Annotated in this window: 12 protein-coding genes; 5 read left to right on the forward strand and 7 right to left on the reverse strand. The window is 66.0% G+C overall.

Annotation, left to right across the window (positions count from 1 at the left end):
* Positions 1-22: 22 nt before the first annotated feature.
* Positions 23-298, reverse strand: coding sequence for a BolA family protein (locus ACQY8M_RS38115; protein ID WP_428667741.1), 276 nt, complete (start codon positions 296-298; stop codon positions 23-25).
* A gap of 47 nt (positions 299-345) precedes the next feature.
* Here ACQY8M_RS38115 and ACQY8M_RS38120 point away from each other — a divergent pair, with 47 nt between their 5' ends.
* From ACQY8M_RS38120 to ACQY8M_RS38135, 4 genes are all read left to right on the forward strand, one after another.
* Entirely contained in the window at positions 346-921 is a 576-nt protein-coding gene (locus ACQY8M_RS38120) for a J domain-containing protein (protein WP_428667743.1), read from the forward strand.
* 112 nt (positions 922-1033) lie between these two features.
* Positions 1034-2038 (forward strand): cobaltochelatase subunit CobS, encoded by a 1005-nt coding sequence (gene cobS, locus ACQY8M_RS38125; protein ID WP_428667745.1) that lies wholly within the window; start codon positions 1034-1036, stop codon positions 2036-2038.
* Between the two features lie 9 nt (positions 2039-2047).
* Positions 2048-3973: a cobaltochelatase subunit CobT gene (cobT, locus tag ACQY8M_RS38130; protein WP_428667747.1), complete on the forward strand. Its 1926-nt coding sequence runs from the start codon at positions 2048-2050 to the stop codon at positions 3971-3973.
* Positions 3974-4050: 77 nt separating this feature from the next.
* Positions 4051-5058 (forward strand): esterase-like activity of phytase family protein, encoded by a 1008-nt coding sequence (locus ACQY8M_RS38135; protein WP_428667749.1) that lies wholly within the window; start codon positions 4051-4053, stop codon positions 5056-5058.
* 30 nt (positions 5059-5088) lie between these two features.
* Here ACQY8M_RS38135 and rpmB read toward each other — a convergent pair whose 3' ends face one another.
* From rpmB to ACQY8M_RS38165, 6 genes are all read right to left on the reverse strand, one after another.
* On the reverse strand, positions 5089-5400 hold the full coding sequence (gene rpmB, locus ACQY8M_RS38140) for a 50S ribosomal protein L28 (protein WP_428667751.1): 312 nt from the start codon (positions 5398-5400) through the stop codon (positions 5089-5091).
* A 176-nt stretch (positions 5401-5576) separates the two neighbouring features.
* Positions 5577-6059, reverse strand: coding sequence for a YcgN family cysteine cluster protein (locus ACQY8M_RS38145; RefSeq protein ID WP_428667753.1), 483 nt, complete (start codon positions 6057-6059; stop codon positions 5577-5579).
* Positions 6049-7017: a methylmalonyl Co-A mutase-associated GTPase MeaB gene (gene meaB / locus ACQY8M_RS38150; protein ID WP_428667755.1), complete on the reverse strand. Its 969-nt coding sequence runs from the start codon at positions 7015-7017 to the stop codon at positions 6049-6051. Before meaB ends, ACQY8M_RS38145 begins: the two co-directional genes overlap by 11 nt.
* A 14-nt stretch (positions 7018-7031) precedes the next feature.
* Positions 7032-8171 (reverse strand): MFS transporter, encoded by a 1140-nt coding sequence (locus ACQY8M_RS38155; protein WP_428667757.1) that lies wholly within the window; start codon positions 8169-8171, stop codon positions 7032-7034.
* Positions 8168-9328 (reverse strand): MFS transporter, encoded by a 1161-nt coding sequence (locus ACQY8M_RS38160; protein WP_428667759.1) that lies wholly within the window; start codon positions 9326-9328, stop codon positions 8168-8170. Before ACQY8M_RS38160 ends, ACQY8M_RS38155 begins: the two co-directional genes overlap by 4 nt.
* Positions 9315-11186, reverse strand: coding sequence for an ABCB family ABC transporter ATP-binding protein/permease (locus ACQY8M_RS38165; protein WP_428667761.1), 1872 nt, complete (start codon positions 11184-11186; stop codon positions 9315-9317). Before ACQY8M_RS38165 ends, ACQY8M_RS38160 begins: the two co-directional genes overlap by 14 nt.
* 102 nt (positions 11187-11288) lie before the next feature.
* Here ACQY8M_RS38165 and ACQY8M_RS38170 point away from each other — a divergent pair, with 102 nt between their 5' ends.
* Entirely contained in the window at positions 11289-12083 is a 795-nt protein-coding gene (locus tag ACQY8M_RS38170) for a DUF3108 domain-containing protein (protein WP_428667763.1), read from the forward strand.
* Positions 12084-12138: the final 55 nt, after the last annotated feature.

Raw genomic sequence — 12138 nt, forward strand, 5'->3', positions numbered from 1 at the left:
CTGGCGAGGAAGAGGAACATGACTATCGGTCTTCTGCAGGTGTCAGCGTCGTAAGTGCAAGCGCGTGCAGGCCAGCGTCGAACTCGCCCTTCAAGGTCTCGTAGACCAGGCGCTGACGGGCAACCCTGTTCTTGCCTTCGAACTCCGCCGACACGATCTCGACTCGAAAGTGCGATTCGCCGCCTTCGCGATGGCCCGCATGGCCGCGATGCTTCGACGATTCATCCTCGATGGTGAGGCGCGCCGGCGCGAATCGCGTCCGGAGCTTTTTGTCAATCGCGTTCGCCACCGCGCCCATCGCTAGCCTCTCTTGCCCGCCAAATGCGTTGAACACATATTAGCCGAATGTCCCGACGGCGAGCCAAACCTCTTGCAGCAACCGACGGCGCCCATGCATTCCAGCGGGTATGCGAAGCGCCGGGCTGTCGACTGCAAGGCGAGTACCGCGCGCCGTTCGCGCGCGACCGGCTCGACCAGCACCGCTGGTTCTGCCTTGAGCATGTGCGCGACTACAACAAGAAGTGGGACTATTTCGCCGGCCTCGACGCCAGTGAGATCGAGCGGCACATTCGGGCCGATACCACCTGGCGCCGGCCGGTCTGGCCACTAGGCGGCCGGCGCAACGGCGGACCGCAAATCCACGATCCGCTCGGCCTCCGGGAAGAGGCCGGCCTGGACGAAAAACCGCCGCCGCGAATGGATGGCAGTGAGCAACTGACCCCGGCCGAGCGGAACGCCATGGGCGTTCTTGAACTATCATGGCCGACAACGCTGGCGGATGTGAAATCCCGTTACAAGGAGTTGGTCAAGATCCACCATCCCGATGCCAACGGCGGCGCGCGGGAAGCCGAAGAAAAGCTCAAGGAAATCAACGTCGCCTATTCCACCCTGCGAGCCTCTGAACATCTTCCCGGCGAGTAATTAGCCTTCCTCAGGGCAGCCATGGCAATTGGTCGCTTGCAGCACACAATTCTGCCTGCGAGTATGGATAGTCAGCCCGCAATTTGGCGGGCTTTGTATTGTAGGACACGTGATGGCCTCCACGACGACCGCTGCCCGTCAGAACGTTTCAGGCATGCCGGATATCAAGGTTTCCGCCCGCCAGCTGTTTGGCATCGACACCGACATGGAAGTGCCGGCGTTCAGCACGACGACGGAGCATGTGCCGCCGGTGGATGACGCTTATCTCTTCGACCACGACACGACGATGGCGATCCTCGCCGGCTTCGCCTTCAACCGACGGGTCATGGTTCAGGGCTATCACGGCACCGGCAAGTCGACCCACATCGAGCAGGTTGCAGCGCGCCTCAACTGGCCCTGCCTGCGCGTCAACCTCGACAGCCACATCTCCCGTATCGACCTGATCGGCAAGGACGCGATCGTGCTGCGCGACGGAAAGCAGGTCACCGAGTTCCGTGAAGGCATCCTGCCCTGGGCGCTGCAGAACCCGACGGCGCTCGTGTTCGACGAATACGATGCAGGCCGCGCCGACGTCATGTTCGTGATCCAGCGCGTGCTCGAGGTCGACGGCAAGCTCACGTTGCTCGACCAGAACAAGGTCATCCATCCGCATCCGTCGTTCCGCCTGTTCTCGACCGCCAACACGGTCGGCCTCGGCGACACGACCGGCCTCTACCACGGCACGCAGCAGATCAACCAGGGCCAGATGGACCGCTGGTCGATCGTGACGACCCTGAACTACCTGCCGCACGACCAGGAAGTGAACATCGTCGCCGCCAAGACGCCGCAGTACGACACCGACGACGGTCGCAAGATCATCTCGGCGATGGTGGCACTGGCCGACCTCACGCGCGCGGGCTTCATCGCCGGCGACATCTCGACCGTCATGTCCCCGCGCACCGTGATCACCTGGGCCGAGAACGCCCGCATCTTCGGCGGCGACATCGGCTTCGCCTTCCGGCTGACGTTCCTCAACAAGTGCGACGAGGTCGAGCGCTCCACGCTCGCCGAGTACTATCAGCGCTGCTTCGGCAAGGAATTGCCGGCATCGAGCGGCAAGGGCGGCAAGCTGCATTAAGAGGGCCTGATGGCCAAGGACACTACGCCGATCGAGGAGTTCCGCCGGGTCACGGCGACCACGATGCGGGCGATCTCCAAGAAGGACATCAACGTGTCCTTCGTGCCGGACGGTGGCTCGCTGCTCGGGCAGGAAGCGCGGATCACCGTGCCGGCCCGCGACCTTCCGGTGGAAGACGTGAGCCGCGTGCGCGGCGAGGCGGACTCGATGGCGCTGAAGATGCGTCACCACGACCGCAAGACGCATCTGCGCCGGGTGCCGCGCGGCGAGAGCGCCCGAGCGATCTTCGAGGCTGTGGAACAGGTCAGGGTCGAGGCGCTGGGCGCCCGTCGCATGGCAGGCGTCGCCGACAATCTCACGGCCCTCTATCGCCAGCGCTCGGACCAGAAGGGCCACGCCCGGATCAAGCACAAGGACGACGCGCCGATCGCCGACGTGATCGGCCTGATCGCCCGCGAGCAGCTGCTCGGCACCGCACCGCCCGAGTCGGCCAAGGCGATGGTCGACATGTGGCGCGCCGACGTCGAAGCCGCCGCCGGCCGCGACTTCCAGAAGCTGAAAGACACGCTCGGCAACCAGGACGCCTTCGCGCGCGCCGCCCGGCAGCTGATCCGCGACCTGAAGCTCGGCGACGAATCGTCGGACCTGCAGGACGACGACCAGGAAGAGAGCCAGGACCAGGAGAACGCCGACGGCCAATCGAACGAGACCGGCGACGACCAGAGCGATTCGAGCGAGAGCCAGGGCTACGGCGCCCAGGGCGAGGAGACCGAGGACTCCTCCGAGCAGGACGACGCCTCGGAGACCACCGCCGACCAGGCCCAGACCGAGATGCAGATGGGCTCGGGCGACGAGGAGGAGCCGGGCCGCGCCGAGCGTCCCTGGCTCCCGCCGGGCGCGCTCAGCAACGAGCCGCTGGGCCAGCAGTATCACGCCTATACGGTGAAGTTCGACGAGATCGTCGACGCCGACCAGCTGTGCGATGCCGAAGAGCTCGGCCGGCTGCGCAACCATCTCGACCAGCAGCTGAGCCATCTGTCGGGCGTGATCGGCAAGCTCGCCAATCGCCTGCAGCGCCGCCTGATGGCGCAGCAGAACCGTTCCTGGGACTTCGACCTCGACGAGGGCACGCTCGATGCGGCGCGCCTCACCCGCATCATCACCAATCCGATGCATGCGCTGTCCTTCAAGAAGGAGAAGGACACCAACTTCCGCGACACGGTCGTGTCGCTGCTGATCGACAATTCGGGCTCGATGCGCGGCCGGCCGATCACGGTGGCGGCGATGAGTGCCGACATCCTGGCCCGCACACTCGAGCGCTGCGGCGTCAAGGTCGAGATCCTGGGCTTCACCACCCGCGCCTGGAAGGGCGGCCAAAGCCGCGAGCAGTGGCTAGGCGCCGGCAAGCCAGCCAACCCGGGCCGCCTCAACGACTTGCGCCACATCATCTACAAGCCGGCCGACGCGCCGTGGCGGCGTGCGCGCAAGAACCTCGGCCTGATGCTGCGCGAAGGCATCCTCAAGGAAAACATCGACGGCGAGGCGCTGCTGTGGGCGCACAACCGGCTGCTGCCGCGGCCGGAAGAGCGCAAGATCATGATGGTGATCTCCGACGGCGCACCGGTCGACGATTCCACGCTGTCGGTCAATCCGGGCAACTATCTCGAGCGCCACCTGCGCGATGTGATCGACTGGATCGAGACGCGCTCGCCGGTCGAGCTGGTCGCCATCGGCATCGGCCACGACGTCACGCGCTACTATCGCCGCGCCGTCACCATCGTCGACGCCGACCAGCTCGGCGGCACGATGATGGAGCAGCTCGCCGCGCTGTTCGACGAGGAGGACGTCAAGGACGTCCGCGCGGCACGCGAGACCAAGCGGGCCGGCCGCGGCATGGCAAAGGGCTCGAAGGGCGGCGGCAAGCGCGCCGCTTAAGATGCTTCAAATTCTTCGGTGCCGCGAGCCTCTGACGCGCCGCACCGAAGACCCCAACTGTGATACAAGCGCCACCCATGCGCCCTGCCCTCCGATCCGTCGTCGGCTTCTGCCTTCTCGTCGCGGCCGCCTGTGCGGGCGTGCCGCCCTCCTCGCCGGTCGGCGCTCAGCCCCTCGACCTCACAATCCGGTCCGAGCCGCTGCAGCTCAAGCTGGACGAGCCCAGCCTATTCAAGATCGGCAAGCTGATCTGGCGCGGCGGCATCTCGATGACGGGCAGTTCGTCCAATTTCGGCGGCTGGTCGGACCTTCACATCTCACCCGACGGACGCACCCTCACCACGATCTCCGACCTCGGAAGCTGGCTCACAGCAACGATCGAGTACGATTCTGCAGATAATCTTGCCGGTCTCGATCACGCCCGGATAGGCTCGCTGCGCGGTCTCGACGGCAACCCACTCGCCAGCAAGGTGGAGGCCGACTCCGAAGGCATGGCGCATATGCCCGACGGCTCCTGGCTGGTCTCGTTCGAACGGGACCACCGCATCTGGCGCTATCCGACGCTCGACGGCACACCGGTGGCAATCAACCTGCCCGAGGACTTCTCGCGCCAACCGCTGAACGGCGGCGTCGAGGCGCTGACGGCGCTGCCGGACGGCCGAATCGTCGCGATCAGCGAAGAGCATACGCTGACGCCGAAACTGCTGGTCGGCTGGATCGGCCAGCCCGAGGCGGAGGGTCGCTATTCCTGGCAGACCTTCCAGTACGCCAAGATCCCGGACTTCAATCCGACCGCGCTGGCGCCATTGCCTGACGGCGGCTTCGTGATGCTGGAGCGCGCCTTCGACATGGTGCACGGCGTGCGGATCCGCGTGATGCGCTTCGATGAAGCCGAGCTTAAACCGGGCGCCACGATCAACGCCCGAGAACTGGCACGGTTAGCGTCGCCCCTGGCGGTCGACAATCTGGAAGGTATCGCAGCGACCAAAGGGACGCGCGGCGAGACGCTATTATGGCTGATCTCGGACGACAATTTCAGCTCGCTCCAGCGCGACCTGCTGCTGCTGTTCGAGCTCGAGAAGTAAGCGGCGGCTACGCTTCCGGCGGCACGTCGATCAGGCCGCCGCAGCGGCCTTCGCATCCTTCTTGGCCTTGGCCAGGACAACCCGGCGCTTCAGCACCGTCATCTCCGGCGTGAGCTTGCTGTCGTTGGTGCCGAGCAGGTAGGCGTCGATGCCGCCATTGTGCTCGATCGTCTTCATGCCGCGCGGGGTGAGGCGCAGACGAATCGAATGGCCCAGCACGTCCGACAGGACCGAAGCGACCTGCAGGTTCGACATGAACCGGCGCTTGGTCTTGTTGTTCGCGTGGCTCACATTGTTGCCGTACTGGACGGACTTGCCCGAGAGGGCGCAACGACGAGGCATGGCTATTCCGCTAAAAAACGATCCCGCCGGGAGGGCGGGAAGGCCGGTTTATTAAGGGTGAGGGCCGGAGCCGTCAACCCCCTGAAGAACACAACGCTCGGACCGCAAGGATACCCCGAATGCCGAATGCATCTTAGCCCACGCGAGGCTTCAGGCGAGAGGTCGCGGCGGCACCCTCAGAGCGGCCAATCCACCACGCGCTCGGTGATATCGTCGACCTGATCCTCCGGAATCACCCGTCCCCGGGCCGAGATTCCCGCCTGGTGCACGGTTTCCGGGTCGCCGGAGATCAGCGGATGCCACCAGTAGAGGTCCTGCTTGAAATGGACCAGGCGGTAGCCGCAGGTCTTGGGGAGCCAGTCCATCTTGGCCACTACCTTTGGGGTGAGCTGGATGCACTCCGGCACGATCTTCTTGCGATTCTTGTAGTCCTTGCAGAGCGCCGTCTTGGGATCGAGCAGCTTGCAGCAGGTGTCGGTCTGGACGATCTCGCCGGTGCCCTCGTACTCGAGCTTGTTGGTGCAGCACATGCCGCAGCCGTCGCATAGCGATTCCCACTCCTGCTGCGTCATCTGGGCGAGCGTCTTGCGCTTCCAGAACGGGAGTTCGTTCTCGGCAGCGGCTCGCCGGGCACGTCGGACGAAGGACTTAGCGGCCATGAAAGGCTTCTAGCATACGCCGGGCCGCCGCGGCGGGGGTCGCTCGCCCGGCTTCGACCTCGCGCTCCAGCCCACCTACGAGGCGCTTCACCTCGGGGTGCCTGCGCAGCTCGGTGAGCAGGGTTTCGCCGACCTCGTTCCACATCCAGGCGCGGGCTTGCTCGGCGCGGCGGCGGGCGATGCCCTGGGGGCCGACAGCCGCGTTGAAGCGTTCGACGACGTCCCAGATCTCGACCACGCCGTCGCCGGTCTGTGCTGAGCAGGTGGTGACCTCGGGCGTCCAGCCAACCGTCGGAGAGCGCAACATGCGCAGCGCATGCTGATAGTCGGCAGCGGATCGCTTGGCCGCTGCCTTCAGGTCGCCGTCGGCCTTGTTGACCACGATCAGGTCGGCGAGCTCGATCACGCCGCGCTTGATGCCCTGAAGATCGTCGCCGCCGCCCGGCAGCAGCAGCACGATGAACATGTCGACCATGTCGGCGACGGCCGTCTCGGATTGGCCGACGCCGACCGTCTCGACGATCACCGTGTCGAAGCCGGCGGCTTCGACCAGGAGCATCGCCTCGCGCGTGCGCCGCGCCACGCCGCCCAGGGTCGCCCCTGCCGGCGACGGCCGGATGAAGGCCGCCGTCCGGCGCGACAGCTCCTCCATGCGCGTCTTGTCGCCCAGGATCGAACCGCCGCCGCGCTTGGATGACGGATCGATCGCCAGCACCGAAAGCGAGCGGCCACGCTCCAGCAAAGACAGGCCGAAGCGCTCGATGAAGGTGGATTTGCCGACGCCCGGCACGCCGGTGATGCCCAGCCGCACCGACCTGCCGCTGTGCGGCAGCACCTCGGCAAGCAGCGCGTCGGCGCGTTCGCGATGATCGGCGCGAGTCGATTCGATCAGGGTGATGGCTTGGGCCAACGCGCGGCGGTCGCCGGCGAGCAACGGCTCGAGCAGGGGGTCGCTCATTGCCCGCAGCAATATCAGCCGGGCCGGCGCAATGCCAGCAAGGCGCCGATGCCCGCGAACCCATAGACGACCGCAAGCGACAAGCCGAAGCCTGGCCGGCCGAGCAGCTCCAATGCACTGCCGGCGATCGGCGGCCCGACCATGCCGCCGAACGTGTAGATGCTGGTGAGTGCGGCGTTCGCGCGCGCGATGTCGCCACCCTTGAAGCGCTGTCCGAGCAGCGCCAGCCCGACCGCATAGATCGCGAAGGAGATGCCTCCCCACAGCACCAGCACGACCAGGATCGCCTGCGAATGCGGATCGATGGCCGGCAGCGCCGCGGTGAGCCCGGCGCTCGCCAGCGCACAAGTCGCCAGCACCACGCGCCGGTCGACGTGGTCCGCCACCCAGCCGATCGGCCATTGCAGCGCGATGTTGCCGATCACGAAGGCCGACAGCCACAGCACGGCGGTCTCCGCCGGGACGCCCGCCTTCAGCCCGTAGATCGGCAGGAAGGAGAACGCCGCCTGCTCGCCCAACCCGCAGGCCAGGGCGCAGATCAGGAGAGCCGGCACCATCAGAACGATCTTGCTAAACCCGCCTTCGGAGTCCGGGGCGATCGCCGGCGCTTCGTGGACGAGGAGCAGGGGCAGCGCCACCAGGAGTGCGAAGGCGGCACAGGTGAGAAACGGCTGCGGGCCGTAGACACCAACGACCTGGAGCGCCAGCGGTCCCATCGCCAGGCCGATCGCCATGATCGCCGAATAGAGCGCGGTCGCCCGGCCGCGCTGGCGTTCGTCGACCACGATATTGATCCAGATCTCGCTGACCACCCACGGCACGCCGCTCACCATGCCGGACAGAAAGCTTAGCACGAACCACAGCGCGAGGTTCTCGGTGAAGGCGAAGGTCACATCCAGGGTCGCGCCGCACAGGAGGGCCACGAGCACCAGCCTCACCGCACCCAGACGCGCAGCGATCGCCGGAATGCGATGCGCCGTGGCGATCATGCCGATGCCCCACACCGCCTCGATCAGGCCGATGGTAATGGTGTCCACACCGCGATGCTCGAGCGCCAACGGAATCAGCGGCATCCCAGTCCCTGCCAGGACGCCATACCCCAGGCAGGTGAGGTAGATCGGCAGCAAAGGCCGCCAGCCGACCGCCGTCGTCACGTCTGGGTACGGCGCCAGGCGACGACCGCGGCAACGCAGGCTGCGAGGTAGAACACCGCCAGCGTCCAGCCGAGGCCGGGATCGCCGAACTCGTCCATGGCTGCGCCCGTCAGCGGCCGGCCGACCAGCCCGCCCAGGACGTAGATCAGGCTGTAGGCCGTGTTTGCGCGGGCCATGTCGCCGCCGCGAAAGCGCTGGCCGAGCAGCGCCAGCCCGACCGGATAGATCGCGAAGGAGATGCCGCCCCACAGCATCACCACGGCGATGACGCCGGGCGACTGTGCAGGTACCAGCGGCAGCGCCAGCATCAGGAGGGTGCTGGCCAGAGTGCAGCCGGCCAACACGATCCTCCGGTCGGCGTGATCGGCCAGCCAGCCGATCGGCCATTGCAGCAGGACGTTGCCCATCACGAAGGCCGATAGCCAGAGCGTGCCCGTCTCCGCCGACACGCCGGCACCGACGGCATAGACCGGCAGGAAGCTGAAGGCGACCTGCTCGCCCAGCCCGCAGGCGAAGGCGGTGAACAAGGCGAGCGGCGCCACCACGATAACGGCCGCGAAGCCGCTCTTCGCATCGATCCGGATACGGGGCGCCGTGTGCCAATAGGGTAGCAACGGGACCGCCACCAGCAGGGACAGGACTGCGCCGGTCAGGAACGGCAAAGGCCCGTAGACGCCGACCACCTGGAGCACCACCGGTCCCAGCGCCATGCCAAGCGCCACCATCGCGGCATAGAGGCCCATGACCCGGCCGCGGTGCTTCTCCTCCGCGACGACGTTCATCCAGATCTCGCTCACCACCCACGGCACGCCGCCGACGATGCCGTGCAGGAAACTCAGGATCGCCCACGCCACCGGACCGGAGGTGACGGTGTAGGCCACGCTGAGCAGCGCGCCGGCGACCACCGAGCCGATGATCGCCGGGACTGCGCCCAAGCGCGACGCGAGCTGCGGGATGCGCGTGCCGAAGGCGAGCATGCCGACAGGCCAGGCGGCGGAGACGATGCCGATGGTGAGCTTGTCGTGGCCCTGTTGCTCGAGGGCCAGCGGCACCAGCGGCATGCCGATGCCGGCCTGTAGCCCGATCGCGGCGCAGGCAGCGAAGACCGGCAGGAGCGTGCGCCAGGGATTGGTGACGGTTCCGCTACTCGGCGACACGGAGATGTCCCTCCGCGCGGAAGGACGGCGGCTCGGGCACCTCGACCTTGCGTTCGGCTGCAGCCGCCGCTTCCTGCTGGCGGCGCCACATGTCGGCATAGAGGCCGTTCTTCGCCAGCAGCTCGCCATGCCGGCCACGCTCGGCGACGCGGCCGCGATCGAGCACGACGATCTCGTCGGCATTGATGATGGTCGACAAGCGATGGGCGATCACCACGGTGGTGCGGCCACGGCTCACCTCCTCCAGCGAGCGCTGGATCTCCTGCTCGGTGCGCGTGTCGAGCGCGCTTGTCGCCTCGTCGAACAGCAGGATGTGCGGGTTCTTCAGGATGGTGCGCGCGATCGCCACCCGCTGCTTCTCCCCGCCCGAGAGCTTCAGGCCGCGCTCGCCGACGGTCGTCTCGTAGCCCAACGGCAGGGCCATGATGAAGTCGTGGATGCGCGCCAGGCGCGCGGCCTGCTCGACCTCCTCGCGGGTGCAGTCGGGCCGGCCGTAGCAGATGTTGTAGAAGATCGTGTCGTTGAACAGCACGGTGTCCTGCGGCACCACGCCGATCGCGGCGCGAAGGCTCTTCTGTGTGACGTCGCGGATGTCCTGGCCATCGATCCGCACACTGCCGCCGGCCACGTCGTAGAAGCGGAAAAGAATGCGCGACACGGTCGACTTGCCGGCGCCGCTCGAGCCGACGATCGCCACGGTATTGCCCGGCGCGACGCGGAAGCTGACATCGTGCAGGATCGGCCGCGCCTTCTCGTAATGGAAGTCGACATGGTCGAACACGATTTCGCCGCCGTGCACGCTGAGCGCCGGTGCGCCGGGCTTGTCCGCAATCTCGCCTGGTATCCTGAGCAGGCCGAACATCATTTCCATGTTCACCAGTGCGCTGCGGATCTCGCGATAGGCGAAGCCCAGCATATTGAGCGGCATGTAGAGCTGGATCAGGAAGGTGTTCACCGCCACGAAGTCGCCGAGCGTCATGGTGCCGTCGACCACGCCCGAGCCGGCCATCGCCATGACCGAGACGAGGCCGAGCGCGATTATTGCGCCTTGGCCGACATTGAGCAGCGACAGGGTTCGCGCGGAGCGGATGGCAGCGGTCTCGTAGCGCCGCCGCCCGATGTCGTAGCGCCGAGCCTCGTGGGCCTCGTTGCCGAAGTACTTCACCGTTTCGTAGTTGAGCAGGCTGTCGATCGCCTTGGCGTTCGCCTCGGTGTCGGCATCGTTCATGGAGCGCACGAATTTGATGCGCCATTCCGAGAGAACCACCGAAAAGACGATGTAGAGGGTGATGATGCCCAGGGTCACCGCCGTGAAGCGCCAATCATAAAGATGCCAGAGGATACCGCCGACCAGCGCGATCTCGATCAGCGTCGGGATGATGTTGAAGGTCGTGAAACGAATCAGGAAGTCCATCCCCTGGGTGCCGCGCTCGATGACCCGGCTCAGCCCCCCGGTTTGGCGCTCCAGATGAAAACGCAGGCTCAGTGCATGCAGATGGTCGAAGACCTCGAGAGCAAGATTGCGAATCGCACGCTGCGCCACCGGCGAGAAGATCGCGTCGCGCACCTCGCCGAAGGCCTGGGCCAGCACCCGGGCGAAACCGTAGGCCACGATCAAGGCGATCGGCACCGCCACGACCTGGGCCTTGTCGCCCAGCATGTCGACCGCGTCCTTGTAGAGGATCGGGACGTAGACGTTTGTCACCTTGGCCAGAACCAGCAGCACGCCGGCCACGACAACACGGGCGCGCAGGTTCCATTCGCCCTTTGGCCACAAATGGCGGCCAAGGGTTGTCAGCGCGGCGCTCGAGCGCTCGAGACTGATGGCAGGAGGGCGGTCGTTGACCGGAGGCGACATGAGAAAGGCCGTTCGGGGCACTGATGACAGGTGACGTGGGGGGCGTGGGCCTTCTATCGTGCCGGCCAGCCCAACGTAAGTCCCCCAATGGAGATCGATTTCATGAGTTTTCGTAGGGCCTTGCTGGGATTCTTGATATGCTGCACCGCACCCAGCATCGCATTGGCCCAGCAAACCCGTCAGGTCGAGATCAGCTACGACATCACTTTTCTGGGCTTCACGGGCTTTCGTATCGATTTCAGCGGCACCCTTACCGGCAACCGCTACGACATGCGCAGCCATACCTTCAAGGAAGGCATGATGCGCGCGCTCACCATCCAGTACGATGGCCAGAATCGGGCGTGGGGCGGATTTTCGCCGCAAGGCGTCCTGCCCAGCGGCGGCTCACTCTCGATCGTGGTCGGCGGCAAGCCGCGAACATGGCTTGTGCAATATGGGCCGGGCGGCTCGCTTCAGGAGCAGCACAATCCGGAGTGGAAGCCTCAACCTGACCAGACCATTCCAGAGGACCAACGATTGGGTTCGCTCGATCCGCTGTCGGCCGCGATGTCGGTTGGCTTGGCCGGCGACGCGGCGTGCGACCGCACCGTGCCGTCCAATGACGGCAAGCGGCGGATCGACGTCATCCTGAAGAAGGTCGGCATCGAGCCGGCCGCGACCTCCGGCATACCGCAAGCCAAGAGCGACATGCTGGTCTGCGAGATCTACACCAAGCGCATCGCCGGCGAATTCTTCGACGCGCCCAAGGAAGCCGAGACCGAGCGCGAGCGGCCGATAAGGATCTGGCTGGCGCGGCTCGACAACTCGCAGTTCCGCTATCCCGTCAAGCTCGAGGCCATCACCGGCTTCGGCACGATCCGTGGCCGGCTAATCAAGTTCAGCGAGACGATGAAGTAAGTACCGCTGGGGCGGATCATATTCTTCCGGACCGCGAGCCTCTGGCTCGCTCATG

The organism is Reyranella sp. (assembly GCF_965279465.1).
Lineage (GTDB): Bacteria > Pseudomonadota > Alphaproteobacteria > Reyranellales > Reyranellaceae > Reyranella.

Excerpts from the sequence above, each read along its gene's own strand:
- cobS (WP_428667745.1), top strand. The coding sequence starts at position 1,034 with ATGGCCTCCACGACGACCGCTGCCCGTCAGAACGTTTCAGGCATGCCG.
- ACQY8M_RS38135 (WP_428667749.1), top strand. The coding sequence starts at position 4,051 with ATGCGCCCTGCCCTCCGATCCGTCGTCGGCTTCTGCCTTCTCGTCGCG.
- ACQY8M_RS38170 (WP_428667763.1), top strand. The coding sequence starts at position 11,289 with ATGAGTTTTCGTAGGGCCTTGCTGGGATTCTTGATATGCTGCACCGCA.
- rpmB (WP_428667751.1), bottom strand. The coding sequence starts at position 5,400 with ATGCCTCGTCGTTGCGCCCTCTCGGGCAAGTCCGTCCAGTACGGCAAC.
- meaB (WP_428667755.1), bottom strand. The coding sequence starts at position 7,017 with ATGAGCGACCCCCTGCTCGAGCCGTTGCTCGCCGGCGACCGCCGCGCG.
- cobT (WP_428667747.1), top strand. The coding sequence starts at position 2,048 with ATGGCCAAGGACACTACGCCGATCGAGGAGTTCCGCCGGGTCACGGCG.
- ACQY8M_RS38120 (WP_428667743.1), top strand. The coding sequence starts at position 346 with ATGTCCCGACGGCGAGCCAAACCTCTTGCAGCAACCGACGGCGCCCAT.
- ACQY8M_RS38165 (WP_428667761.1), bottom strand. The coding sequence starts at position 11,186 with ATGTCGCCTCCGGTCAACGACCGCCCTCCTGCCATCAGTCTCGAGCGC.
- ACQY8M_RS38145 (WP_428667753.1), bottom strand. The coding sequence starts at position 6,059 with ATGGCCGCTAAGTCCTTCGTCCGACGTGCCCGGCGAGCCGCTGCCGAG.
- ACQY8M_RS38115 (WP_428667741.1), bottom strand. The coding sequence starts at position 298 with ATGGGCGCGGTGGCGAACGCGATTGACAAAAAGCTCCGGACGCGATTC.